Here is a 23474-nt window from a genome sequence, read left to right on the forward strand (position 1 = left end):
ACGACATGGACTGGCTGAGCAAGCTCCCCGTCATCGGCCCCTGGGTCACCCGGCTCATGAAGACGCACGCCTGGCGTTCGTACGAGACCCTCGACGCCGCCCACTGGACCCGGCTCGCCGCCGCCATCACCTTCATCAGCTTCCTGGCGCTGTTCCCGCTCATCGCCGTCGCCGCGGCGGTCGGCGCCGCGCTGCTCAGCCAGGAGCAGCTCGACAAGATCGAGGACAAGATCTCCGACCAGGTCCCCGGCATCTCCGACCAGCTGAACATCGGCGGTCTCGTGGACAACGCGGGCACGATCGGGCTCGTCGCCGGCGTCCTGCTGCTCTTCACGGGCATCGGATGGATCGGCTCGATGCGGGACTGTCTGCGCGCGGTGTGGGGGATCGACGACCAGGACGAGGGCAACCCCGTCGTACGCAAGGGCAAGGACGCGCTCGTCCTGCTCGGGCTCGGCGCCGTCGGGCTCTGCTCGCTCGCCGCGTCCTGGCTCGGCTCCACGGCCGTCGGCTGGTCCGCCGACCGCGTCGGGATCTCCGGCGAGGGCGCCACCGGGATCCTGCTCCAGGTGGCCTCCGTCGCCGTCGCCGCCGTGGCGGGCTTCCTCGTCCTGCTGTACCTGCTGACGCTGCTGCCCGGCGTCCATCCGCCGCGCCGCCGCCTGGTGGTGGCGGCGGTGATCGGAGCGATCGGCTTCGAGCTGCTGAAGCTGCTGATCGGCGGCTACATGCGGGAGGTCGCGGGGAAGTCGATGTACGGCGCGTTCGGTGTGCCGGTCGCGCTGCTCCTCTGGATCAACTTCACCGCGAAGCTCCTGCTGTTCTGCTCCGCCTGGACGGCTACGGGGTCACGGTCCGATCCGGACCGCTCGGAGCTTCCGGACGACCGGGATCCTGAACGGCGTCAGGACCCGCAAGGCCGTCAGGACCCTGAACGGCGTCAGGACCCGCAAGGCCGTCAGGACCCTGAACCGCGTCAGGAGCCGCAGGGTCGTCGGTCCGAGGGCGGCGGCGGACCAGCTCCGGCAGCGGCCAGCGACGGTTGACGAGGAAGACGGCGCCCGCCAGCAGCACCAGCAGGCCGCCGACGATCCCGAGCGCGGTTCCGACGCCGCCGACCTTCCCTCCGGCGGAGGCCTTCTGCGCGGCGTCCGGGGCGTTCTTGCCGGGCGCCGGCGACGAGCCGTCGCTCTCGGTTCCGGGGTTCGTCACGGCGGACTTCGGCGGGACCAGCTCGCCCACCGGCTGTACCTTCCCGGCCGCGGCGAAGCCCCAGTCGAGGAGCCGCGCGGTCTCCTTGTAGACCGCGTGCTGCTCCTTGGACGACGGGTTCAGCACTGTCACGAGCAGGACTTTGCCGTTGCGCTCCGCAACGCCGGTGAACGTGGCGCCGGCGTGCGTGGTGTTGCCGTTCTTGACGCCGGCGATGCCCTGGTACGGCGCGACGCCCAGGTCGCCGGTCAGCAGCCGGTTCGTGTTCTGGATCTCGAAGGTCTCGCGCTTCTTCCCCGGCTTCTCCTCGCCCGGGAAGGCGGCGCGGGCGGTCGCCGCGTACTCCCGGAAGTCCGCGTTCTGCATGCCGCTGCGGGCGATCAGCGTCAGGTCGTACGCGGACGAGACCTGGCCCGGGGCGTCGTATCCGTCCGGCGACTCCACGTGGGTGTCGAGCGCCTGGAGTTCCTCGGCGCGGTCGTTCATGTCCTGCACGGTCTTCGCGATGCCGTTGTTCATCGAGGAGAGCACGCGCACGGCGTCGTTGCCCGAGCGAAGGAAGACACCGAGCCAGAGATCGTGGACGGTGTAGGTCGACTTCTCCTTGATCCCCACGAGGCTCGATCCCGCGCCGAGACCGGCCAGGTCCGCGGACGTGACGGTGTGCTTCGTCGTCCGGGGGAACTTGGGCAGCACCGTGTCCGCGAAGAGCATCTTGAGCGTGGAGGCCGGGGCGAGGGGCCAGTGGGCGTTGTGCGAGGCGAGCACCTGACCCGTCTCGGCGTCCGCGACGATCCACGACCGCGCGCTCAGCTCCCTGGGCAGCACCGGCGCCCCGGGCCCGAGCCGCACCTGCGTACCGGGCACGCCGAGCAGCGACCCGCCGAGCGACGACATCTTGGCGGGCGGCTTGGGCTGCTTCTCCTCCTTGTTGTCCGCCGTGTCCGCGTGGGCGGGGACGGCGGCGAGAAGCGGAAGCAGCGCGGCAGCAGTGACCGCCCAAGCGGTCTTCTTCGAAGCAGACACGATCGAAAACGTACAGGCACGGTCCAACGATCCGAACCCCGCCGGGCGGTTCGCCGGGTCACCACCACTCGGGTGCCCGGGTCGCCCCGGGGACGAGGCGCCCGGGGCGGGTGGTGATACTGAGGGTATGAAGCTCAGCCGTCCCGTCTCCTGGTTCCTGCTCGCCTTCGGGGTGTGGAGCTGGTTCATCTGGGTCACTTTCGTCAAGAACCTGTGGAACGACGGGAGCGGTCTCGCCTTCGACGACGCGGGCGACCCGACGGCCTACTTCTGGGTTCATCTGCTGCTCGCCATCACGTCCTTTGTTCTGGGGACGGTGGTCGGCGCCATCGGGTTGCGTGGAGTGCGCGCGTTGCGACGCGGGCACGGATAGGGGTTGGGGCGCGTGCTCGTCTTTCTGCTCGTGTTCGTCGTGATCCTGGGGCTCCTGGCCACGGTTCACCGGTACGTGTGGCGGCGCCTGGTGCGCGATGTCACCGCGCGGGGGAGCGTGGCGCGGCGGCTCGGGACCGTGGCGGCGTTCGCGCTGCCCGCGCTGTCGATCGCCGCCCTGGTCTCCGCACGGGCCGGCGCCCCCTTCTGGCTCCAGCAGGTCGTGGCCTGGCCCGGCTACCTGTGGCTGGCCGTTCTGCTCTACCTGACCCTCGCCCTGGTGGTCGGCGAGGCCGTCCGCCCGCTGCTGCGGCGTGCCCTCGAGCGCCGGGCGGCCGCCCCGAGCCCGTCCCCGGCCCGGGCGGAGGCCCCGGCCCCGGCCACGGTCCCGCCCTCCGCTCCCGCCGCCCCGGCCCACGAGCCCGCCGGGAGCGACGAGCCCGCCGGGAGCGACGGGTCCGCCGGGAGCGACGAGTCCGCCGCCCCCGGCGGCCCGTCCGGGAGCGACGAGACCGCGGGCGTCGCCGGGGCCACCGCCGTCTCCCGGCGGCTGTTCGTCTCGCGTGTCGTGGGCGGGGCCGCCGCGGCCGCCGCCGTGGGCACCGTCGGGTACGGCACGTACGGCGTGCTGCGCGGGCCGCGCGTCAAGCGGGTGACCGTACCGCTGGCCAAGGTGCCCCGGGCCGCGCACGGGTACCGCATCGCCGTCGTCTCCGACATCCACATCGGGCCGATCCTGGGCCGCGCGCACACACAGCGCATCGTGGACGCCATCAACCGCACCCAGCCCGACCTGATCGCCGTGGTCGGCGACCTCGTCGACGGCAGCGTCGAGAACCTCGGCCCCGCCGCCGAGCCCCTCGCGCAGCTCAGGGCCCGGCACGGCTCGTTCTTCGTGACGGGCAACCACGAGTACTTCTCCGGCGCGGACGCCTGGGTCGACCACGTACGCGAACTCGGCCTGCGGCCGCTGCGCAACGCGCGCCAGGAGATCGCGGCCGGATTCGACCTCGCGGGGGTCGACGACATCGCCGGCGAGAGCGAGGGGCAGGGACCGGACTTCGCCGCCGCCCTCGGCGACCGTGACCGCGCCAGGGCCGCCGTCCTCCTCGCGCACCAGCCGGTCGTCATCCACGACGCCGTACGCCACGGCGTGGACCTCCAGCTCTCCGGCCACACCCACGGCGGTCAGCTCTGGCCCGGCAACTACCTCGCCGAGCTCGCCAACCCGACCGTCGCCGGTCTGGAGCGGTACGGCGACACCCAGCTCTACGTCTCGCGCGGCGCGGGCGCCTGGGGCCCTCCGGTGCGGGTCGGCGCGCCCTCCGACATCACCGTCGTGGAGCTGGCCTCCCCGCAGGCATAAGCGTCCCGGCAGGCCCGGAACGGGCATGTCCGGAATAGCGGGACGGTGTAGCGGAAGGGGTCACTCATCGCGCTGGGGCCGATACATGCCGTCGAGTCCCCCGAAGTCGCTCATCACGGACATATACCTGCACTGTGAAGGTTTACTCTTCCACTTGTGAAATCCGTGTGATTGGGTGACGCCATCGCGGCATGGCTGGGTGCCGCCGCGCCAGGGGTGGGCTCGAAAAAAGGAAGCACGGCAATGCGGTCGAAGGTCCGTCTGCGGATCCTCATCACTTGTGGAGTTCTGGTGGCCGCCGGGGTGGGAGGCTGGCAGCTGCTGCCTTCCGACGACGTCCGGACCGACCCGATCTCGGTCGGCACCACGGACGAGGTCACCTCGCTCGACCCGGCCGGGGCGTACGACGCCGGCTCGTGGGCGATGTACAGCAACGTCTACCAGTCGCTGCTCTCCTTCAAGCCCGGCTTCGTCACGCCGGTCCCCGACGCCGCCGAGAGCTGCAAGTTCATCGGCACCCGGCTCACGACGTACCAGTGCGAGCTCCGGGACGACCTGACCTTCCCCGGCGGCCGCAAGGTGACGGGCGAGGACGTCAAGTACTCCTTCGAGCGCATGCTGAACATCAAGGCGGACGTCGGTCCGGCGCCGCTCTTCGCGACTTTGAAGGGCGTCGTGGCCGACGGGCAGAAGGTCACCTTCAACCTGACCGGCCGGGACGCGACCTTCCCGCTGAAGCTCGCCACGGGCGCCGGCTCGATCGTCGACCGTGACCAGTACCCGGCCAAGCAGCTGCGCGAGGGCACCACGGTCCAGGGCACGGGGCCGTACCTCCTCAAGGAGTACAAGCCCGGCGAGAGCGCGCGCCTGGAGCCGAACCCGAACTACCGGGGCGCCGTGGAGAAGCGCGGCGGAACGGTCGTCGTGAAGTACTTCACCGAGTCCGAGCAGCTCGCCGACGCCTGGGAGAGCAAGCAGGTCGACATCGCGCACCGGCAGATGCCGCCGGAGTTCCTGTCGACGGTGAAGGACGGCAAGGACACCGCCCGTATCACCGAGGCGCAGACGGCCGAGATCCGCAATCTCTACTTCAACGTGAAGTCCGGCTCGCCGATGGCGAAGAAGGCGGTCCGGCAGGCCGTCGCCGCGGTGATCGACCGCCCGGCGATCGTCACCGGCGCGTACCACGGCACGGTCGAGCCGCTGTACTCCCTCATCCCGCAGGGCTTCAACGGCCACAGCACCTCGTTCTACGACACGTATCCCGAGCCCTCCAAGAAGAAGGCGAAGAGCCTGCTGGAGGCGGCGGACGTCGAGACGCCGGTGAGCTTCACCCTCGGCTACCGCAAGGACGCCACGTACGGCGCCGAGGCGGCGGAGCTGAAGCGGCAGTTGGAGGCGAGCGGACTGTTCAAGGTCAAGCTGGTCGAGGCGGAGTGGAAGGAGTTCCAGCAGGGGTACGTGAAGGGCGACTACGACGCGTACCCCGTCGGCTGGCTGCCCGACTTCCCGGACTCCGACAGCTTCACCGCCCCGCTGGTCGGCACGGACAACGCGATGCACAACGGCTTCGGCAGCAAGAAGATCGACTCGCTGATCTCCGCGACGCAGCAGTACAGCGACCGGGCGGCGGCGGCCAACGACTTCGAGGACATCCAGGCCGAGGTCGCCGAGGACGTCCCGCTGATCCCGCTCTGGCAGAAGAAGGACTACGTCCTGGCGACGACCGAGGTCGCCGGATCGCAGTACCTGACCGACGGCACGGGCATCTGGCGCCTCTGGGAACTCAGCTGGATCTGACGGGCGCGCGCTCGGACGAAGGCGGCTCGGCCCCTCGGGGCCTGGGCCGCTTTCGGGTTTGCGCGACTTCGGGGCCTGAGCCCCTGGGGCTTGAGCGGCTTCGTGGCGCTGAGCCCCCCGCGGGCTTGAGCGGCTTCGGGGCCTGAGCCCCTGGGGCTTGAGCGGCGCCGGGCCTGAGCGCGCCCTCGGGTCCGAGTCGCGCCCGGGCCGCCCGTCAGTCCTTCGAGGCCTTCGGTCGCTTGGGCTTGCCCGAGGCCGCCATGCCGGCCGCCGTCGGCATGAAGTCGGCGAGGAGGTCGTGGGTCTCGCGGACCAGGGGGCGCAGCAGCCGGAAGCGCGAGAGCGAGATCGCCCGCGCGGTGACCGGTGCGAGGCGCTCGACGAGGCGGCGGCTGTTGGCGCAGCCCTCGGAGCGGTCGTACACCCAGAACAGCACCAGGCCCATCTGCTGGAGCCAGAGCAACTGGGGGAGCGGCTCGGCCAGTTCGGGGTCGACCTTGACGTCGGCCCCGGAGATGACCCGGCGGTGGACCTCGATCGCGGCCTCGCGCGGGCCCTCCGACTCGGGGGAGAAGGGGCTGAGCGGGCTGTCCGGGTCGGCCGCGTTCTTGAAGAACTGGGCCGCGAACTCGTGGTACGGCTCGGCGATGTCGAGCCAGCCGAGGAGGACCCCGCGGATGCGGGCCGTGAGGTCCTTCTCGCCGCCGTCGAGGATGTCCGCGACGGCCGCCTGGTGCTCCTCGGCGATGTGGTAGTAGAAGCCCTGGACCAGGTGCTCCTTGGAGGCGAAGTAGTAGTACGCGTTGCCGACGGAGACCCCGGCCTCCTGGGCGATGGCCCGCATGGTCGTCTTGTCGTAGCCGCGCTCCTTGAAGAGCCGGAGCGCGGTCTCGAGGATGAGCGTGCGGGTCTGTTCGCTCTTGGCGGCCTTGGCCGGGGCCTTGGCCCCGGCGTCGGTTCCGGTCCGCTCGGGCTCGGCGGGCTGCACTTCCTTCACGTCCTTCACAGTGCCCGAGCCTAGCCGGGCGTGCCGGGCACTTCGCAGCGCCCGTCCTCGCAGGCCGGCCCGCCGCCCTTGAGCGACTCGCGCCACTTGGCGGCGGCGAGGACGGTCGCCTTGGCGAAGGGCTGTCCGGCGGGGGTGGCCAGCCAGTGGGCCTTGGGCCGGTGTTCGGCCAGGGCCCAGAGGCAGACGATCCAGGCGGAGGTGGCGCGGTAGACCTGCCCCCGGTCCCCGATCACGGTGATCTCCCTGAGGGTGGATTCGTGGTCGAGGCCCGGGAAGCGGCGCCTGGCCTCCTGAGAGGCGGCCGGGACGAGGTCGAGCGGGACGAGCTTGCGCTGCCGCAGCAGCCAGTGACGCAGATGGACGCAGAGCGGGCAGTCGGCGTCGTACAGCACGGTGAGGCGGTGTACGGGGGTCACGGGCGGCCGGCTCATCCGTCTCTCCTCACGCTCCGGCGACGGGCGGGGCCCAGGGGCCCTTGGCCTGACCGGTCCAGCCCTGCGGCGGCACCGGCGGAACCTGCTCGCGCTCCATCACGCCCCGGCGGCGGATCTTGTTGAGGACGTAGACGTTGCCCAGGTGCATCACACCGAGGACGAGGAGGACCACGCCGAGCTTGACGGACAGGGCCTCGAAGAGCCCCCGGGCGTCTGCGACGGTCTCGTCCTGATTGAGGTAGAGGGCGACGAAGCCGAAGTTGACGAGGTAGAAGCCGACCACCAGGAGGTGGTTGACGGCGTCGGCGAGCTTCTCGTTCCCGTGCAGGACGTCTGCCAGGAAGATCCTTCCGTTGCGGCTGAGCGTGCGGGCGACCCAGACGGTCAGAGCCACGCTGATGAGCAGATAGACGATGTACGCGACGACAGTGAGGTCCATGCCCCACCCTCCCTTGAACGCGTTCAAAAGCTGGCGGTCCTGACTGTAGACCCTCGTTTGAACATGTTCAAGTGAGGGGGGTGTGGGTGGGGAAGGGGCGGCGGACGAGCTGGGAGGTGATCGCAAGTGGGGCCGGAAAATCCGTAGGTGATCGGGGGGCCCGGCACTTAGGGTGATGCCTGATGCTTTCCTATGACGTGGCCGGTGAAGGCCCTTCCACAGTTGTCCTGCTCCACTCCGGCGTCTGCGACCGGAGGATGTGGGACGCGCAGTTCGCGGCGCTGGCCGCCGCCGGGCACCGCGTGGTCCGCTGCGACCTCCGCGGTTTCGGCGAGACCCCGGTCGACCGCCCGCACACCCACTGCGACGACGTCGTGGAGCTCCTCGACGCCCTCGGCGTCGACCGGGCCGCGCTCGTCGGCTCCTCCTTCGGCGGTGAGGTCGCGCTGGAGACCGCCGTTCGCCACTCCGGGCGCGTCTCGGCGCTCGCGCTGCTCTGCTCCGGCATCCCCGACTACAGCCCGAGCGACGAACTGCGCGCCTGGGGCCGGCGCGAGGACGAGCTGCTCGAAGCGGGCGATGTGGACGGGGCGGTCGCGCTCAACGTCGACACCTGGCTCGGCCCGGAGGCCGACGACGAGGCGCGCGAGCGGGTACGGGTGATGCAGCGGCGCGCCTTCGACGTACAACTCGCCGCGTCCGACGAGGTCGGCCCGGTCGACGCCGGTGTGACGTCGGCGGAGCTGGCCGGCACGGACCTGCCGTGCCTGGTCGTCTCGGGGGCCCATGACCTGCCCGATTTCCGGGCGATGTCGGCCCGCCTCGCGACGCTGCTGCCCGGCGCGCGTCACGTCGAACTGGAGTGGGCGGCCCACCTTCCCGCCCTGGAGCGTCCCGAGGAGACCAGCGCGCTCCTCGCCGGCTTCCTGGCGGAGGTCACAGCCCCCGGCGTATCCGTGAGCTGATCGCGCGGTCGGTGATCCCGGCGTCGGCAGCGAGCAGGAACGCCCTCGCGAGGATCACCGACAACGTCCCGCCGTCCTCCTCGAACGGCAGGAAGACCTTCTCCGGGGCGAGCGGCGAGCGGTCCGGCCCGAGGGGGAGCGGAGCGCCCTCCGGCTCCATCAGGACGTTGCCCGAGCCCAGATGGATCCGGTACGCGCGCAACTCGCCCCGGACCCGCAGGAAGCCGTCCGTCAGCTCCGTACGGTCCGCGATCCCGGTGCGCGGCAGCAGCCGGGTCAGCGTCTCCCGGCGGATCCGGGCCGCAGCGGTCAGTTCGCCGAACGAGCGGCTCTCCCCGAACCCGTCGTGCGCCCGCTCCTCGCCGCTGTCCCGCCCATCCGGGTCCGCGCCGACGGACGCCACCGCCACGAACAGGTCGACGTCCCGCAGCGCCTCCGACAGCACGAGCGCCGGAACGTCGGCCGGTGCGACCGTCTCCCAGGCGCCCCTCGCCCCCGCGGAGGCCGCGCGGCGCTCGAAGCCGACCTGGCCGGTGGAGCAGAGCACGGCGACCCCGTCGCCGGACCGGCCGGCGTCGACCAGCTCGACGCAGAGCCGGGCCCGCCAGAACATCCCCTCGTCGGCCGGCAGATCACCGCGGCGCGGCAGCTCCCGCACCATCTCGGAGGAGCCGCCCTCCCCGAAGTACCCCAGGTGGTCACCGGTCCAGCCGCGCTCGGCCATGAGCGCGCGCGCCCGACCGTAGCGCAGGATGTGCCCGGCGAACCGGTGGGAGTACGCACCGGTCGCCACCTCCTCCGGGGTGAGGGGGTAGACCTCGCGGAAGATCTGCCTGAACGGCTGGCGCAGCTCCCGCTCCGTCAGCTCCCCCCGCCACTCGGCCACTTCCTCGGCATCGGCCCGCACGGGATGCCACAGCCGCAGCCGGGACCCGGGCGCGACCGGGGTCGCCGTCCCGTCCGCGCCGGCCAGGGCCCAGCCGCCGCCGGTCCGCTCGGGAACCCCGGCCGTCCAGTGCCCGTCGGCCTCCGGGGCGACCTCCCACAGCAGTGCGCGGGCGGCACGGCCGGTCACCGGATGGTCGATGTAGTACCGCTCCCAGTCCTCCGCGGGCCACGTCGTCCCCGCCGCCAGATGCTCCTCCAGCCGGGCCCGCTCCACGGTCAGCAGCGTTCTGAGCTCCTTCAACGCGGTGCGGAGCGGCGTCAGTCGCTCGCCGTACGCCTCGCGGACCGCCTTCGGCGCCGACTTCAGCACCCGGCCCTGAGGGCCCCGGAACGACAGGGACGCCACGCCGGGCTCCTGCACGCGGAGCACCGCCGTGTACGCCCCGAGAGTCTCCTCCCGCATGCCCCGCCCGTCGAGTCCGTGCGCGGGCACCCCACGCTCGCGCAGCATCGACGGCGTGAGCCCGGCCCGCCCCGAAACGGCCTCCAGGGCCTTGGCGGCCGCCTTGAGCACCGTCCGGTTGCGGACCCTTCCTCTGATCCGCCCGAGCCACTGGACGGCGTCGGCGGCCCGTTCGCCCTCGCACGCGCCGAGGAAGGCGACCCCGGCCGCCGCGATCCTGGCGTTGCGGCACACCCCGCCCGAACCACCCGTGCCCGTACCGGCGTTCAGTACGACCGCCCCGACGGTGGGAACCACCCAGGTGCCGGGCAGTCCCGCCGCCGCCCACAGGGCCCCGCGCACGACCGCCGCGTTCCGCTCGCCGGCCAGCCCCGGTTCGCGGTACACGCCCATGGGGTGGGGCATCACCACCAGATGCTCCGCCTGCCCGGCGGCACCGTCGAGCAGTGCCCTGACGAGCGCGTCACCGCGCTCCACCGTCGCGAGCAGCTCTCCGGCGGCCTTACGCCACTTCCTGGTCGGCCGGGCGGCGTCGAGCGCCGCGCAGTGCTCCAGGAACGCCGCGGCGCCGGCCGCCGCGAGCAGTTCCGGGTGCTCGGACCGCATCCGGGGCCCGTACGCGTCCTCGTCGTTCAGGAGCGCCCACGGCAGCCCGGTGCCGTCGGGAAACCCGGGGCCGATCAGCCGGTCCAGGGTCTCCCGTATCGCGGCGTTCTCCGAGCCCTCCGCCTGGTCGCCCCAGGCCGACAGGGAGGCCTTGCGGGCGGCCCGCAGCAGGGCGCGGTCGCAGTCGCCCGCCTCGCGCGCGGCGGCCAACGGGAGCCGCATCAGCGGACCGTACTCCTGCAGCAGCCGCATCGGATCGACCATGGCCATCACGCCCACGAGCCGTTCGAGCAGCTCCTCCGCCTGGGAGGCCGACCATCCCAGGCGCCGTCCGGCGAGCCAGGAGACGCTCCAGTCGGTGACCTTGTCCGCTCCGCCCCGGCACTGGTTGCGGTGAATCCACAGGGCGGCCCGGCGCAGCTCGTCGGGCGCCAGGTCCTGCAGCAGCTCCTGGACCGCCGCGCCCCCCTGGGTCCGCTGCCGCACTCCCGCCTCGTACAGCCTGACTTCCAGGCTCGTCGTCCCCACCATGCGTACGAAGGTAGGCGACCCCACTGACAGCGTCACCCCGCCGCCTCAGCGGAACCTGCGGACCCCCGGGACCAGCGCCGTCCCCAGGCAGCAGCCGCCCACCACGACCGCGGCGGCGACCAGCGGGACCTCCGGGCCCCAGGCGGAGGCGGCCATGGGGGCCAGGGCGTAGCCGAGCGGCATGGCGGCGAGGGAGAGCAGCCAGTCGTAGGACTTCACGCGGGCCAGCGCGTGGGCCGGGACGGCCCGTTGGACGGCGGTCTCCCAGACCGGGGTGAGGAATCCGAGGCCGGTCTGAGCGAGTCCGTACGCGGCGATGGTCAACGGCGCGGGGGCGGGGAGGGCCAGCAGCAGGAGCGGCAGGGCGTAGACCGCGAGACCGAGGTTGGCCGTCAGGACAGGGCGCCGGGGGCGCAGTCGGTCGGCGAGCAGGGCGCCGGCGAGGAAGCCGACCGCGCCGACCTGGAGGAGCACCACCCAGACGGTGCTGCCGCCGAGATGAGTGACGGCGATGCCCGGGCCGAGGGTCATCAGGACGGCGGCGGCGCCGTTCCAGGCGCTGTGGCCGATGAGGCTGGTCCAGTACCAGTCGCGGGACCTGACCTCCCGCCAGCCCTCCTTGAGGTCCGTGAGGAAGGGGCTGTGCGGGACGGGCACGCGCTCGACCCGGACGGCGAGCAGCAGCAGGGCGCTGAGCGCGAAGGTGGCCGCGTCCAGGACGAACGCCCACCCGGCTCCCGCCGTGACGACCAGGGTGCCTGCGAGGGCGGGCCCGGCGAGGCGGGCGACGCTCCCGGCGACCCCCATGGCGGCGTTGGCGCGGTGCAGGGCCTCGGGGGCCACCGTCCCGGTGATCAGGGGGGAGTTGGTGGGCATCGCGAAGGCGCTCGCGGCGCCGCCGACGACTTCGGCGCCGGCGATGACCCAGAGCGACGGGTCGCCGCTCAGCAGCTGGGCTCCGACGAGGAGTTGGGCCGCGCAGCGGACGAGGTCGGTGGTCAGCGCGACCGTACGGGCGTTGAACCGGTCGCCGACGACTCCGCCGACGGGAAGCAGGAGCAGCTTGGGGACCATCGCGCAGGCCAGGACGATGGCGAGCGCGGAACTCGATCCGGTGGCCTCCCAGACGGCGATGGCCAGGGCGGCGGGGATGGCGGCGTCGCCGAGGAGCGAGAGGACGCGGCCGGTGAAGAGGAGGCGGAAGGAGCGGGTGCGGAGGGGGTGAGGGACGGGTGCGGGTGCGGGCGTGGGCGCGGCGACCGTACCGGAGGAGGCGGTGGGCATGACAGGGAAGGTAGTTCGGTGGCGAATGATTCGTCAACGAAATATTCGGCCTCGAAAAATCATGGAGTGCGACGTACGATCGACACCATGGAGTCGAGCGAGCCCTCAGGGCCCACACCGCGGGACTGGACCGACGAGCACGTGACCCGCTGGCAGCCGGTCCTGCCCGGCCTCGACCCGGTGGTGGAGGGCGCCGTGACCCGGATGAAGAAGCTCTCCGTCCATCTGCGGCGGGTCCGTGAGCAGTCCCTCGTCGACTTCGAGCTGGAGCGGCACGAGTTCGACACCCTCCACAAGCTCGCCGGCCGGGGCGGCACCGCGGCACCCTCCGAACTGGCCCAGGACCTCGATCTCGCCCCCGCCTCGGTCACCGGGCGCCTCGACGCCCTGGAGAAGCGGGGCTTCGTCCGCCGGACGCAGTCCACCACCGACCGCCGCCGGGTCGTCGTCCAGCTCACCGACTCCGGCCGCGAGACCTGGCTCGGCGCGATGGACGTCCTCGGTCACGAGGAGGAGCGGCTGCTCGGCGTCCTCGACGAGAAGGAGCGGGCCGTGCTCAACGACATGCTCCGCCGGATCATGATCGTCGCCGAGGAGCCGGACGGCCTCGCCGACGCTCCTCGTACATCCTGACCCCCCGCCCCCTGACCCCCTGCCCCCTGCCCTCCGGGGAGGCCCCGGGCCGGGCCCCGACCCGGGCCGGGCGCGCCCCCGACGCGATCAGACGCTCAGCGAGCGGGCGAAGTTGATCTGGCCCATCACCCAGTGGATGGTGTCGGGGCCGGTCGCGGGGATCATCGTGGAGTGGTGCCGGCCGCCGCTGGTCACCGTGATCTGGATGAAGCCGGTCGTCTGCTTCTCCTTCATCAGCAGGAACAGCAGACCCAGCAGGCAGAAGATGAAGAAGACGACGGCCAGCACGATCGCGACCGTGGGCATCTTCTCCTCCGTCCGCGACATGTCCATCGCGTTCCACACCGCGCCCTTGAGCGGCATCGCACCGGCCGGCGTGATGATCTGGTCGCCGACGACGGTGATGTCCCCGAGGCTCAACAGCGGTGCCCCGCCGCCGCCCTGACCCATCGGCGCGTGCTGAGGCGGCACCGGTACTCCCGCTGCCAGGGTCGGCTCGTACGAGGGCCCGGGCGCCGCCGGCGGATACCCGTAGCCCGGGGCCTGCTGCGGATACCCGTAGGCGGGCGTCCCCGGCTGGTCGGGTCCCCACTTGTACTCACCGTCCGCGTAAGGGTTCGGCTCGCTCATCAATCCCCGCTCTCCCCGAAGTGTTTCGGACACATGGTTCGGACACATGGTGCGCACATGGAAAACCCGAAGGCCCGTTCCCGCACGCCGCAGCGTACAGAAACGGGCCTCCGGCCGTGGCGACGCTCAGAAGCGACGCGTGATCAGCGCGCGCTTCACTTCCTGGATCGCCTTCGTGACCTCGATGCCACGCGGGCACGCGTCCGTGCAGTTGAACGTCGTGCGGCAACGCCACACGCCGTCCTTGTCGTTCAGGATCTCCAGGCGCTGCTCGCCCGCCTCGTCACGCGAATCGAAGATGAAACGGTGCGCGTTGACGATCGCGGCCGGGCCGAAGTACTGGCCATCGTTCCAGAAGACCGGGCAGGACGACGTGCACGCGGCGCACAGGATGCACTTCGTGGTGTCGTCGAAGCGCTCACGGTCCTCGGCCGACTGCAGACGCTCACGCGTCGGCTCGTTGCCCTTGGTGACCAGGAACGGCATGACGTCCCGGTACGCCTGGAAGAAGGGCTCCATGTCGACCACGAGGTCCTTCATCACCGTGAGGCCCTTGATGGCCTCGACGGTGATCGGCTTCTCGGGGTTGATGTCCTTGATCAGCGTCTTGCAGGCGAGCCTGTTCTTGCCGTTGATCCGCATCGCGTCCGAGCCGCAGATGCCGTGCGCGCAGGAGCGGCGGAAGGTCAGCGACCCGTCCACGTCCCACTTGATCTTGTGAAGGGCGTCGAGGACACGCTCCTTCGGGTCGATCTCGATCTGGAAGTCCTCCCAGACCGACGCGTCCGACACCTCGGGGTTGAAGCGGCGGATCCGCATCGTGACCGTGATGTACGGGGAGGCGGCGGACTCCGCCTCGACCTTGTCCAGTACGGGGGTAGCCATCAGTACTTACGCTCCATCGGCTGGTAGCGGGTCTGGACGACCGGCTTGTAGTCGAGACGGACGGTCTCGGAGCCGTCGTCGCCGACCTCGCGGTACGCCATGGTGTGGCGCATGAAGTTGACGTCGTCGCGGTTGGGGTAGTCCTCGCGGTAGTGACCGCCGCGGGACTCCTTGCGCGCCAGGGCCGAGACGGCCATGACCTCGGCCAGTTCGAGCAGGTTGCCCAGCTCGATGGCCTCCAGGAGGTCCGTGTTGAAGCGCTTGCCCTTGTCCTGGATGGACACGTTCTCGTAGCGCTCGCGCAGCTCGGCGATCTTCTCGACGGCCGTCTTGATCGTCTGCTCCGTACGGAACACCATCACGTTGGCGTCCATCGTCTCCTGGAGCTCACGGCGGATGTCGGCCACCCGCTCGCTGCCCGTGGAGTTGCGCAGCTTCTCGATCTGCGAGACCACGAGGGCCTCCGGGTTCTCCGGCAGCTCGACGAAGTCGTGCTTGGCGGAGTACTCGGCGGCGGCGATGCCGGAGCGCTTGCCGAAGACGTTGATGTCGAGCAGCGAGTTGGTGCCGAGGCGGTTGGCGCCGTGCACCGACACGCAGGCGACCTCGCCGGCCGCGTACAGACCCGGGACGACGGTGGTGTTGTCCGCCAGGACCTCACCCTCGACGTTGGTCGGGATGCCGCCCATGGCGTAGTGCGCGGTGGGCTGGATCGGGATCGGGTCCGTGTACGGCTCGATGCCGAGGTACGTACGGGCGAACTCGGTGATGTCCGGGAGCTTGGCGTCGAGCTGCTCCGGCGGAAGGTGCGTCAGGTCGAGGTAGACGTGGTCGCCCTCGGGACCGCAGCCGCGGCCCTCGCGGATCTCCGTGTAGATGGAGCGCGAGACGACGTCACGGGACGCGAGGTCCTTCATGACCGGCGCGTACTTCTCCATGAAGCGCTCGCCGTCCTTGTTGCGGAGGATGCCGCCCTCACCGCGGGCGCCCTCCGTCAGCAGGATGCCCATGCGCCAGATGCCCGTCGGGTGGAACTGGAAGAACTCCATGTCCTCCAGCGGCAGGCCGCGGCGGAAGCAGGCCGCCTGGCCGTCACCCGTGAGGGTGTGCGCGTTGGAGGTCACCTTGAAGAACTTGCCCGTGCCGCCGGAGGCGTAGATCACGGCCTTGGCCTGGAAGACGTGGATCTCACCGGTGGCCAGCTCGTACGCGACGACGCCGGCGGACTTCTTGACGCCGTCGACCTCGGTGATCAGCTGGTCCAGGACGTAGAACTCGTTGAAGAACTCCACGCCCTCCTTGACGCAGTTCTGGTACAGCGTCTGGAGGATCATGTGGCCGGTGCGGTCCGCGGCGTAGCAGGACCGGCGGACCGGCGCCTCGCCGTGGTTGCGGGAGTGTCCGCCGAAGCGGCGCTGGTCGATGGTGCCGTTCGGGGTCCGGTTGAACGGCAGACCCATCTTCTCCAGGTCGAGGACGGCGTCGATGGCCTCCTTCGCCAGGATCTCGGCGGCGTCCTGGTCGACCAGGTAGTCACCGCCCTTGACCGTGTCGAAGGTGTGCCACTCCCAGTTGTCCTCCTCCACGTTGGCGAGCGCGGCGGCCATGCCGCCCTGCGCCGCGCCCGTGTGGGAGCGGGTGGGGTAGAGCTTCGTCAGGACGGCGGTGCGGCTGCGCTTCGTCGACTCGATGGCGGCGCGCATGCCGGCGCCGCCGGCGCCGACGATGACGGTGTCGTACTTGTGGATCTTCATGACGTGGATTACCTCAGCCCCGTGCCTAGCGGATGTTCGGGTCGAAGGTGAAGATCACCAGCGTGCCCAGAAGGATGGTGAACACCGTGGCGGTGTACAGCAGGCCCTTGAGCCACAGGCGCGTGTTGGCCCGCTCCGCGTAGTCGTTGATGACCGTACGGAGGCCGTTGGCGCCGTGCAGCATGGCGAGCCAGAGCATCAGCAGGTCCCAGACCTGCCAGAACGGGGACGCCCAGCGGCCGGCCACGAAGGCGAAGCCGATCTTGGAGACGCCGCCGTCGAGGAAGAGCTGGATCAGCAGGTGGCCGAGGACCAGGACGACGAGGACGATGCCCGAGAGGCGCATGAAGAGCCACGCGGCCATCTCGAAGTTGCCTCGCGTCGCCCGCGGCGTCTTGCCGGTGCGCTTGCGGGGGGCCTCGATGTACGGGGCCGGGTTGTCCACGTCGTAGGAGGCGCCTTCGACGGGACCGATCGCGGAAGTGGTGTCAGCAGACATGTCTGGCGTCAGCTCCCGAACAGTTCACGTGCGGCGTGGCCGAGGACGGGGTAGATGGAGCCCGCCATCAGCACGACCCAGATGCCTACGACGGTCCAGAGCATCTGCTTCTGGTAGCGCGGGCCCTTGGACCAGAAGTCCACGGCGATGACCCGCAGGCCGTTCAGCGCGTGGAAGAGGATGGCGGCGACCAGGCCGTACTCGAGGAGTGCGACGATCGGCGTCTTGTACGTGGCGACCACGTCGTCGTAGGCCTCGGGAGAGACGCGGACGAGAGCGGTGTCCAGCACGTGTACGAACAGGAAGAAGAAGATGAGGACGCCGGTGACTCGATGAGCCACCCAGGACCACATTCCTTCCCGGCCGCGGTACAGCGTTCCAGCCGGCACGGAAAAACCCTCCGGGAGCGGGGATCAGGGTCGGCCGGCTTCAGTGTCGGTCTGACCCGGCCGGGTACGGTCCACCGGCCCTGGTCATCGTAGCGACGACTTGTCGGTTCGCTCGCGCGGGGTCCATAGGTGTGATCAAAGAGGCACGGACGGGCTATCGTCGCCGCCCGAATCACCGCATTCCGGACGCCTGTACGGGAGTGGGTGCCACGCCGGGCGATGACGCCGCGCCGGGCGGGGTGGCCGCACCGGGCGAAGGGGCGGAGTCCCGGGCGAGCGTCACGCCGATGCGGTGGGCGAGGCGGGCGCGCGCCAGACGGCGCAGCTCGTCGGCGGCGACCACCCGCTCCTCCTCCGGCTCGTTGGCGAGCCGGGACCGGATGCCGGCGAGCACCTGGTCGAGGCGCTCACCGGGCCGGACACCGTCGAGGCTGATCACGAAGGCGTGCCCGAAGCGGCTCTCGTACGCGGCGTGGGCGGCCCGCAGCGCGGTGTGCGCGGCGGGCGGGGCGTCGGGATGGGGCGCGGCGGAGGACTCGGCGGCCAGCGCCTCCTGGCGTTCGGCGACCGACAGGTCGTAACCGGCCTCGTCGGCGGCGGCGAGCAGCGCGTCGAGCGTCGGGTACGGACGGTGCGCGGTCACCCGTTCGGCCCAGCGCGGACTGTGGCAGCAGGAGAGGAGCAGCTCCTCGGCGACCTCGGCGGGGACGGCGTTGAAACACGCGAGCCCGTCGGGCGTGGCGGGCGCGTCGGGCGCGTCGGGGACGCCGGTGGCCGAGGGTGCCGCCGCGGGGGCGCGCACGGCGGGGTGCCGGGGGTCGCCCTGCTGGGCAGGTATCGCGGGGCGCGCGGAGGGCGGGGGGTGCCCGGGCGTCGCGGGCGTCGCGGCGGGTGTCCCGGGCGTCGCTGCGGGTGTCCCGGGCGTCGCTGCGGAGCCCGGGGGCCGGTTCCGGGACGGGGCGCGGGTGTCGCTGGTCAGCGTGGACTCCGGGAAAGGTGGGGTGGGTGTGACGCAACGTTATCGAGGGGGTGCGGGAACTGTCCGACCGATGCACGAATTTCACCCGGAAGGGAGAGTTTCGGAACGTGTCTGTGACGTTCCGGGGTCGAGCTCCTGCCCCGAATGGCCGCACGCGACCTCCTGGGGGAGGATTCCGAATGATGCGGTACGCCATACGAAGGCCCCACGCGGGCCCCACCCTCCTCGCGGCCGCGGTGGCACTGGTCACCGTGACCTCCTGCTCCGACGGCGCGTCCTCCGGCCCCACCTCCGGCGCCGGTACGCCGTCGCAGGTCACCAGCGCCCCGGCGAGCACGCCGCCGCCCAGCCCCACGCCCACCCGGACGTACCCGCTCTCCTCCGCGCCGCTCACGGTCCCCGCCGTCCGCGCGCACGAGGCGGCCAGGGGCCCCGGCTGGCGCCCCACGCCCCAGGCCGGTGTCGTCGTCGCCGCGGGCAGCGAGGGCCTCGCCGACGAGGGCCGGCTGCTCGCGGGAGAGCTCAAGATCGCGTACCGGGGGACCGTCCCGGCCCGCGCGGGCGACGTCGAGCTGGCCCTCGGCGGCAAGGGCGCCCCCGAGTCGTACACGCTCACCACCCGTGACGACCGGGTCAGAATCAGCGGACCGGACCAGGCCGGGGTGTTCTACGGGACCCGCACCCTGAAGCAGTCGGTGAACGGCTCGGGAGCGATGCCCGAGGGCACCGTCACCGACGCGCCCGCCAAGCCGCAGCGCGGCCTGAACCTGGACATCGCGCGCAAGTTCTTCACCGCCGAGTGGATCGAGGCACGCCTCCGCGAGATGGCGGACCTCAAGCTCAACCAGTTCGGTCTGCACTTCTCCGACGACCAGGGCTTCCGGATCGAGTCGGACACCCACCCCGAGATCGTCTCGGCCCAGCACCTCACCAAGGCCGAGGTGCGCCGGATCCTCGCCCTCGCGCAGACCCTGCACATCACCGTCGTGCCCGAGATCGACTCGCCCGGACACCTCGGCGCCGTCCTGCGCGCCCACCCGGACCTCCAGCTGCGCAACGTCCAGGGGGTCCCGCGCCAAGGCGCCATCGACATCTCCAAGCCCGCCTCGGCGCGGCTCGTGGACGAGCTGCTGCGCGAGTACGCGGGGCTGTTCCCGGGCGGCTGGTTCCACGTCGGCGCCGACGAGTACCAGGCGCTGACCGTCCCCTCCCCGGCGGCCTCCTACCCGCAGCTGGCAACGGCCGCGCGCCAGAAGTACGGCCCTCAGGCGGGTGTCCAGGACCTGGCGGAGGGCTGGCTGAACGACCGGGCGGCCGTGGTCCGCTCCCAGGACAAGACCGCGAAGGCCTGGAACGACGGCTTCTTCCGCGGCGGGGTCGTCCAGGCCGACAAGGACATCGAGGTCGAGTACTGGACCGGCAAGGAGATCGGCGCCCGGCCGCCGGCCGAGTATCTGGCCGAGGGCCGCAAGGTCGTGAACCTCAACGACGAGTTCCTGTACTACGTCCTCGGCGAGCCGAACCAGTTCACGTACCCCACCGGCCGCCGCATCTACGAGCAGTGGACCCCGCGGGTGCTGCGCGGCACGACCCCCGTGCCGGCGCGGTACGACGCCCAGATCCTGGGCGGCCGGTTCGCGGTCTGGTGCGACCTGTCCCAGGCGCAGACGCAGGCGCAGGTGGCGGAGGGCATCAGGATGCCGCTGACGGCGACGGCACAGAAGCTGTGGGACGCGCGGACGCCGACGATGACGTGGGAGCGGTTCCGGGCGCTGGCCGCGGAGGTGCGCTGAGCGGGTGGGAGTACGCTCCCCCAGCGCGGTGGCCGCCCGGGCCGCCCCGGTGCCTCGGGGAGGGGCACCGTCCACCCTCGGGGGGTCCGTCCCGTCATGCTCCGTAATCCCGTAGGCCTGTCGTACGCCGTGGCGGCGCTGCTCGCGACGACTGCCACGGCCGACGTGGCTCTCTTCGCCGCGGCGCTCGACGTACGACTGCTGATGGCCGGTGACCTGAACGATCACCCCGACCCCGCGGGCTTCGCGCACCTGGGGCTCGACGTCGCGACGGTCTTCCAGACGCTGAGCCAGCTGGCGCTCGCCGTCGTCTTCGTCATCTGGTTCTTCCGGGTCCGCAAGAACGCCGGGATCTTCATGCCCGACGCGCACCGGGGCGGCCCCGGCTGGGCGATCGGAGCGTGGTTCGTCCCTGTCGCCAACCTCTGGTGGCCACGCACCGTCGCGGTCGGCACGTGGCGGGCGAGTCGCCGGGGCCTGTACGGCGAGGGCGGTGGAAAGGGCGAGTCCTTGGCGCTGCTCAACTGGTGGTGGTGCTTCTGGATCCTGACGAACCTGTCCAGCCTGTTCGCCGGAGCGGTGTACGACGACGCGGACACGGTCGAGGAATTCGCGGCGGGGGCGGGGTTCCTCATGGGCGCGGCCGTCGTGGACGTCGTCGCCGCCGTTCTCGCGATCCTGTTTGTCCGGCGTTTGACCTCTATGCAGCACCACAAGGCCACTGGCATGATTCCGGCCGCGCAGTGACGTAATCGCGCCAAGTGGCGCAGTAAGGGAAGTACTGCGTCCGCAACGGGAGGCCCCGATGAGCCTGCTGGATCTGATCGACCGCGCCGACGAACGGAGTCTGGCGGCCTCCGGGCTCGCCTGCCTGGACCGGTGTCTGCCGCTGCTCGCACCCGACGGCGGCGAGGTCCTGCGGCCCGTCTGGGCCGCGGTGGCCCGCGGTGACGGCGGGGCGTGGGGCGAGGCGGTCGCCAAGGCCCGCGTCGAACTGGACGGTGCCGGTACGGAGGAGGGCGAGGCGGCCGGGCTCGTACGCGAGATGCTGGGCACCGCGCCCGCCGAGTGGGCCGACGGGCCGCTGCGGGTGTGGGCCTCCGGTTGCTCCGTCACCGCGCTCGCCCTGCACGGCCGGTACGACGCCGCCGACGTCACGGACGAGTCGATCGCCCGCTGCCGGGCCGGGGACGGCTCCGGCGCCGGGCCGCTCCTCGCGGGCGAGCTGCGCCGGCAGGAGACCGTCCTCGAATCGGTCGCGCACGGCCCGACGGGTCTGCGCCGGGCCCGCGAACTCTCCACGGAGGGTGGCCGCGTCCTGCGCGCCGTGGTCTCCCGCCGCGCCCGCACGGCCTGAGCCCGGGGCGATCGGAGCGGCCCGCGGGCCCGTACGACGCGCAGGACCCGTGCGCCCGGCCGGAACCGCCGTCACTCCGACGGCTTCACCGCGATCAGTTCGAGCGCCGCGGTGATGTCCGCCTCCGCCTGCGCCTTGTCGAGGCCGAGGCCCGTGAGGGTGCCCTCGCCGTCCTCGAACTCCAGCAGAGCCAGCAGGACGTGCTCGGTGCCGACGTAGTTGTGGCCGAGCCGGAGCGCCTCGCGGAAGGTCAGCTCCAGGACCTTCTTCGCCGCCGCGTCGTACGGGATGAGCCCGGGCACCTCCTCGGCCGCCGGCGGCAGCGTCGGGGTGACCGCCTCGCGCAGCGCCTCGGCCGTCACGCCCTGCGCGTTCAGCCAGTGCATCGCGATGCCCTGGGGCTCCGCGAGCAGTCCGAGGGCCACGTGACCGGTGCCGATCTCGGCGTTGCCCGCGGCCGCGGCCTCGCTCTGGGAGGCCACCACCACGTTCCTGGCCCGGGGGGTGAAGCGGCTGAACCCGGCGTTCGCGTCCATCTTCTCCGCGTCCGGGTCCTTGGGGACGAAGCGCTTCTGGGCCGCCTGGCGGGTGACGCCCATGCTCTTGCCGATGTCGGTCCAGGAGGCGCCGGAGCGCCGGGCCTGGTCGACGAAGTGACCGATCAGATGGTCGGCCACGTCGCCGAGATGGTCTGCCGCGATCACCGCGTTCGACAGCTGGTCGAGCGCGTCGGTGTGGCTCTTCTTGATCGCTTCGATGAGGTCGTCGAGCCGGACGGGAATGGTCTTGCCGACTGGTTTCGTCATAGAGGCAACCCTAGGTTGACAGTCGGATGCTGTCAACCTTCGGTTGACAGTTCGACGCACGTCATGATGATCGCCATGACGACGACGACCGGCCCCGCCGCACCCGGCATCACCGCCGACGACCTCCAGCACGCCGTCCGCCTCTCCCTCACCACTCTGCGCGGCGCCGCGGCCGCGACCGCCGCCGACGACTGGCAGCGCCCCGCCGGCACTCTGACCTGGACCTGCTGGGAGACCGTCGAGCACCTCGCCGACGACCTCTTCGCCTACGCCGCCCAGCTCGGCCTCGACGCCCCGGCGCTCGACACCGAGGTGCCCTTCCTCTGGGAGTCGCGCCGCGAGGGCGGCCCCGCCAACGTCACGTACGCCGATCCCCGCGCCGGGACCACGGGGCTGCTCCAGGTCCTGGAGTCCTGCGGCGCGCTGCTGACCGCCGTGGTCCGCACGGCCCCGGCCGACCGGCGCGCCCACCACGGCTTCGGCCGCTCCGACGCCGAGGGCTTCGCGGCCATGGGCGTCGTCGAGACGCTCGTCCACACGCACGACATCGCCACCGGTCTCGGCGTCCCGTTCCACCCGCCGGCCGGTCTGTGCGGCCAGGTGCTCACCCGGCTCTTCCCCGACGCCCCCGCGGACACGGACCGCTGGCCGACCCTGCTGTGGGTCACCGGCCGGGGCGACCTCCCCGGGCGCGAACGGCGCACGTCCTGGCGCTGGTTCGGCGCACCGCGCACCGAAGGGGAGCAGACCGCCGATCTGACGGTGTGACCAGCACCACCTCCGTCACCAGTGACACTTGCGCCCCACCGGTCGCTTGGTTGGGCATGTACCGGGAAACCGACAACGTGCCGGCCGTGCCGTCCGCCGACGGGATGCGCGCCTACGTGTCCCACGTCGTCGAGCGGCTCACGGCCAGAAGCCGGCTGCCGCTCGACTACTCCGTGGCCAGCCTCCGCCTGGTCGACCTGATCGTCGACGGGCTGCGCCGCGACCACCCCGACCGCGACCGCGTCGACGGCATCCTCCAGGGCCTCGGCGCGTACACCGGCGAGGTCGTCGTCCGCCGGGCCGGCGCGCGCTGGGTGGACCTCGACCAGGAGCAGCGGGAGTTCTTCCGTCAGCCGGTCGGGATACGGATGCCCGACGGGCGGGTCTGGAACCCGCTCGGAAAGGTCGTCAACCGGTTCGAGACGGGCCCGGAGGAATCCGTACAGCGCTTCTATCTATTGCTCCACGGGCGGGCCAGGACGCCCGTGCGCTGCCTGTGAACCAGTGACGTTTCGACGGGTCCGTGCGCTGAACGAAGGGGGACGGCGCGTCGCGCCCTTCCCCGCGAAGGACATGGGCACGGTGT

At 71.6% G+C, this 23474-nt stretch carries 23 protein-coding genes and 1 pseudogene; 11 read left to right on the forward strand and 13 right to left on the reverse strand.

Annotation, left to right across the window (positions count from 1 at the left end):
* Positions 1–5: 5 nt before the first annotated feature.
* Entirely contained in the window at positions 6–1046 is a 1041-nt protein-coding gene (locus tag ACZ3IJ_RS13590; RefSeq protein ID WP_467467849.1) for a YihY/virulence factor BrkB family protein, read from the forward strand.
* Here ACZ3IJ_RS13590 and ACZ3IJ_RS13595 read toward each other — a convergent pair.
* Positions 1000–2427 (reverse strand): annotated as a pseudogene (locus ACZ3IJ_RS13595) (D-alanyl-D-alanine carboxypeptidase); the annotation flags it as partial. The gene ACZ3IJ_RS13590 and the pseudogene ACZ3IJ_RS13595 overlap by 47 nt on opposite strands.
* Here ACZ3IJ_RS13595 and ACZ3IJ_RS13600 point away from each other — a divergent pair.
* The 3 genes from ACZ3IJ_RS13600 to ACZ3IJ_RS13610 all read left to right on the forward strand — a co-directional run bounded on the left by ACZ3IJ_RS13600 (position 2366) and on the right by ACZ3IJ_RS13610 (position 5776).
* The gene (locus ACZ3IJ_RS13600) at positions 2366–2611 is read left to right on the forward strand and encodes an SCO4848 family membrane protein (protein ID WP_467467851.1); all 246 of its coding nucleotides are present in this window, start codon (positions 2366–2368) and stop codon (positions 2609–2611) included. The pseudogene ACZ3IJ_RS13595 and the gene ACZ3IJ_RS13600 overlap by 62 nt on opposite strands.
* 12 nt (positions 2612–2623) lie before the next feature.
* The gene (locus ACZ3IJ_RS13605; RefSeq protein ID WP_467467853.1) at positions 2624–3976 is read left to right on the forward strand and encodes a metallophosphoesterase; all 1353 of its coding nucleotides are present in this window, start codon (positions 2624–2626) and stop codon (positions 3974–3976) included.
* A 243-nt stretch (positions 3977–4219) separates the two neighbouring features.
* Positions 4220–5776 carry an ABC transporter substrate-binding protein gene (locus tag ACZ3IJ_RS13610; RefSeq protein WP_467467855.1) on the forward strand — a complete coding sequence of 519 codons (1557 nt, stop codon included), beginning with the start codon at positions 4220–4222 and terminating at the stop codon, positions 5774–5776.
* Positions 5777–5990: 214 nt separating this feature from the next.
* On the opposite strand, the gene ACZ3IJ_RS13615 is transcribed toward ACZ3IJ_RS13610, so the two are convergent.
* The 3 genes from ACZ3IJ_RS13615 to ACZ3IJ_RS13625 are packed head-to-tail and all read right to left on the reverse strand — an operon-like array spanning position 5991 to position 7658.
* On the reverse strand, positions 5991–6773 hold the full coding sequence (locus tag ACZ3IJ_RS13615; RefSeq protein WP_467467857.1) for a TetR/AcrR family transcriptional regulator: 783 nt from the start codon (positions 6771–6773) through the stop codon (positions 5991–5993).
* 20 nt (positions 6774–6793) lie between these two features.
* Positions 6794–7216 (reverse strand): thiol-disulfide oxidoreductase DCC family protein, encoded by a 423-nt coding sequence (locus tag ACZ3IJ_RS13620; protein WP_467467859.1) that lies wholly within the window; start codon positions 7214–7216, stop codon positions 6794–6796.
* A 10-nt stretch (positions 7217–7226) separates the two neighbouring features.
* A complete protein-coding gene (locus ACZ3IJ_RS13625) occupies positions 7227–7658 on the reverse strand; it encodes a hypothetical protein (RefSeq protein WP_467467861.1) in 432 nt (143 codons plus the stop codon).
* Positions 7659–7837: 179 nt separating this feature from the next.
* Here ACZ3IJ_RS13625 and ACZ3IJ_RS13630 point away from each other — a divergent pair, with 179 nt between their 5' ends.
* On the forward strand, positions 7838–8623 hold the full coding sequence (locus ACZ3IJ_RS13630) for an alpha/beta fold hydrolase (RefSeq protein ID WP_467468390.1): 786 nt from the start codon (positions 7838–7840) through the stop codon (positions 8621–8623).
* Here the strand turns inward: ACZ3IJ_RS13630 and ACZ3IJ_RS13635 are convergent.
* A complete protein-coding gene (locus tag ACZ3IJ_RS13635; protein WP_467467863.1) occupies positions 8595–11111 on the reverse strand; it encodes a DUF4132 domain-containing protein in 2517 nt (838 codons plus the stop codon). The two genes, ACZ3IJ_RS13630 and ACZ3IJ_RS13635, sit on opposite strands and share 29 nt — an antisense overlap.
* A 45-nt stretch (positions 11112–11156) precedes the next feature.
* Positions 11157–12395, reverse strand: coding sequence for an MFS transporter (locus ACZ3IJ_RS13640; protein ID WP_467467865.1), 1239 nt, complete (start codon positions 12393–12395; stop codon positions 11157–11159).
* Positions 12396–12482: 87 nt separating this feature from the next.
* On the opposite strand from ACZ3IJ_RS13640, the gene ACZ3IJ_RS13645 reads away from it, so the two are divergent.
* A complete protein-coding gene (locus ACZ3IJ_RS13645; RefSeq protein WP_467468392.1) occupies positions 12483–13028 on the forward strand; it encodes a MarR family winged helix-turn-helix transcriptional regulator in 546 nt (181 codons plus the stop codon).
* An 87-nt stretch (positions 13029–13115) separates the two neighbouring features.
* On the opposite strand, the gene ACZ3IJ_RS13650 is transcribed toward ACZ3IJ_RS13645, so the two are convergent.
* From ACZ3IJ_RS13650 to ACZ3IJ_RS13675, 6 genes are all read right to left on the reverse strand, one after another.
* Positions 13116–13658 carry a hypothetical protein gene (locus tag ACZ3IJ_RS13650; RefSeq protein ID WP_467467867.1) on the reverse strand — a complete coding sequence of 181 codons (543 nt, stop codon included), beginning with the start codon at positions 13656–13658 and terminating at the stop codon, positions 13116–13118.
* A gap of 126 nt (positions 13659–13784) precedes the next feature.
* On the reverse strand, positions 13785–14543 hold the full coding sequence (locus ACZ3IJ_RS13655; RefSeq protein ID WP_391798864.1) for a succinate dehydrogenase iron-sulfur subunit: 759 nt from the start codon (positions 14541–14543) through the stop codon (positions 13785–13787).
* Entirely contained in the window at positions 14543–16297 is a 1755-nt protein-coding gene (sdhA, locus tag ACZ3IJ_RS13660; protein WP_467467869.1) for a succinate dehydrogenase flavoprotein subunit, read from the reverse strand. The genes ACZ3IJ_RS13655 and sdhA overlap by 1 nt, the downstream gene beginning before the upstream one ends.
* 25 nt (positions 16298–16322) lie before the next feature.
* The gene (locus tag ACZ3IJ_RS13665) at positions 16323–16796 is read right to left on the reverse strand and encodes a succinate dehydrogenase hydrophobic membrane anchor subunit (RefSeq protein WP_260229269.1); all 474 of its coding nucleotides are present in this window, start codon (positions 16794–16796) and stop codon (positions 16323–16325) included.
* A gap of 8 nt (positions 16797–16804) precedes the next feature.
* Complete coding sequence (gene sdhC / locus ACZ3IJ_RS13670) at positions 16805–17185, reverse strand: succinate dehydrogenase, cytochrome b556 subunit (protein WP_352191932.1); 381 nt, start codon at positions 17183–17185, stop codon at positions 16805–16807.
* A gap of 172 nt (positions 17186–17357) precedes the next feature.
* The gene (locus ACZ3IJ_RS13675; protein WP_467467870.1) at positions 17358–17987 is read right to left on the reverse strand and encodes a 2-oxo-4-hydroxy-4-carboxy-5-ureidoimidazoline decarboxylase; all 630 of its coding nucleotides are present in this window, start codon (positions 17985–17987) and stop codon (positions 17358–17360) included.
* Positions 17988–18343: 356 nt separating this feature from the next.
* Here ACZ3IJ_RS13675 and ACZ3IJ_RS13680 point away from each other — a divergent pair, with 356 nt between their 5' ends.
* From ACZ3IJ_RS13680 to ACZ3IJ_RS13690, 3 genes are all read left to right on the forward strand, one after another.
* Complete coding sequence (locus tag ACZ3IJ_RS13680) at positions 18344–19957, forward strand: beta-N-acetylhexosaminidase (RefSeq protein WP_467467872.1); 1614 nt, start codon at positions 18344–18346, stop codon at positions 19955–19957.
* Positions 19958–20053: 96 nt separating this feature from the next.
* Positions 20054–20704, forward strand: coding sequence for a DUF4328 domain-containing protein (locus tag ACZ3IJ_RS13685; protein WP_467467874.1), 651 nt, complete (start codon positions 20054–20056; stop codon positions 20702–20704).
* Positions 20705–20762: 58 nt separating this feature from the next.
* Positions 20763–21314, forward strand: coding sequence for a hypothetical protein (locus ACZ3IJ_RS13690; protein WP_467467876.1), 552 nt, complete (start codon positions 20763–20765; stop codon positions 21312–21314).
* Positions 21315–21385: 71 nt separating this feature from the next.
* Here the strand turns inward: ACZ3IJ_RS13690 and ACZ3IJ_RS13695 are convergent, their stop codons facing one another.
* Positions 21386–22120 carry a Clp protease N-terminal domain-containing protein gene (locus ACZ3IJ_RS13695; RefSeq protein ID WP_467467878.1) on the reverse strand — a complete coding sequence of 245 codons (735 nt, stop codon included), beginning with the start codon at positions 22118–22120 and terminating at the stop codon, positions 21386–21388.
* 75 nt (positions 22121–22195) lie between these two features.
* Here ACZ3IJ_RS13695 and ACZ3IJ_RS13700 point away from each other — a divergent pair, with 75 nt between their 5' ends.
* Positions 22196–22888, forward strand: a complete 693-nt coding sequence (locus ACZ3IJ_RS13700) for a maleylpyruvate isomerase N-terminal domain-containing protein (RefSeq protein ID WP_467467879.1) — start codon at positions 22196–22198, stop codon at positions 22886–22888.
* Between the two features lie 56 nt (positions 22889–22944).
* On the forward strand, positions 22945–23388 hold the full coding sequence (locus tag ACZ3IJ_RS13705) for a hypothetical protein (RefSeq protein ID WP_467467881.1): 444 nt from the start codon (positions 22945–22947) through the stop codon (positions 23386–23388).
* The last annotated feature ends 86 nt before the right edge of the window (positions 23389–23474 follow it).

The sequence above is a fragment of the Streptomyces sp. NPDC013317 genome, assembly GCF_055563155.1.

Coding starts and splice junctions, on each gene's coding strand:
- ACZ3IJ_RS13590 (WP_467467849.1), top strand. CDS start 6: ATGGACTGGCTGAGCAAGCTCCCCGTCATCGGCCCCTGGGTCACCCGG.
- ACZ3IJ_RS13600 (WP_467467851.1), top strand. CDS start 2,366: ATGAAGCTCAGCCGTCCCGTCTCCTGGTTCCTGCTCGCCTTCGGGGTG.
- ACZ3IJ_RS13610 (WP_467467855.1), top strand. CDS start 4,220: ATGCGGTCGAAGGTCCGTCTGCGGATCCTCATCACTTGTGGAGTTCTG.
- ACZ3IJ_RS13620 (WP_467467859.1), bottom strand. CDS start 7,216: ATGAGCCGGCCGCCCGTGACCCCCGTACACCGCCTCACCGTGCTGTAC.
- ACZ3IJ_RS13625 (WP_467467861.1), bottom strand. CDS start 7,658: ATGGACCTCACTGTCGTCGCGTACATCGTCTATCTGCTCATCAGCGTG.
- ACZ3IJ_RS13635 (WP_467467863.1), bottom strand. CDS start 11,111: ATGGTGGGGACGACGAGCCTGGAAGTCAGGCTGTACGAGGCGGGAGTG.
- ACZ3IJ_RS13640 (WP_467467865.1), bottom strand. CDS start 12,395: ATGCCCACCGCCTCCTCCGGTACGGTCGCCGCGCCCACGCCCGCACCC.
- ACZ3IJ_RS13645 (WP_467468392.1), top strand. CDS start 12,483: ATGGAGTCGAGCGAGCCCTCAGGGCCCACACCGCGGGACTGGACCGAC.
- ACZ3IJ_RS13650 (WP_467467867.1), bottom strand. CDS start 13,658: ATGAGCGAGCCGAACCCTTACGCGGACGGTGAGTACAAGTGGGGACCC.
- ACZ3IJ_RS13655 (WP_391798864.1), bottom strand. CDS start 14,543: ATGGCTACCCCCGTACTGGACAAGGTCGAGGCGGAGTCCGCCGCCTCC.
- sdhA (WP_467467869.1), bottom strand. CDS start 16,297: ATGAAGATCCACAAGTACGACACCGTCATCGTCGGCGCCGGCGGCGCC.
- ACZ3IJ_RS13665 (WP_260229269.1), bottom strand. CDS start 16,796: ATGTCTGCTGACACCACTTCCGCGATCGGTCCCGTCGAAGGCGCCTCC.
- ACZ3IJ_RS13680 (WP_467467872.1), top strand. CDS start 18,344: ATGATGCGGTACGCCATACGAAGGCCCCACGCGGGCCCCACCCTCCTC.
- ACZ3IJ_RS13685 (WP_467467874.1), top strand. CDS start 20,054: ATGCTCCGTAATCCCGTAGGCCTGTCGTACGCCGTGGCGGCGCTGCTC.
- ACZ3IJ_RS13690 (WP_467467876.1), top strand. CDS start 20,763: ATGAGCCTGCTGGATCTGATCGACCGCGCCGACGAACGGAGTCTGGCG.
- ACZ3IJ_RS13695 (WP_467467878.1), bottom strand. CDS start 22,120: ATGACGAAACCAGTCGGCAAGACCATTCCCGTCCGGCTCGACGACCTC.
- ACZ3IJ_RS13700 (WP_467467879.1), top strand. CDS start 22,196: ATGACGACGACGACCGGCCCCGCCGCACCCGGCATCACCGCCGACGAC.
- ACZ3IJ_RS13705 (WP_467467881.1), top strand. CDS start 22,945: ATGTACCGGGAAACCGACAACGTGCCGGCCGTGCCGTCCGCCGACGGG.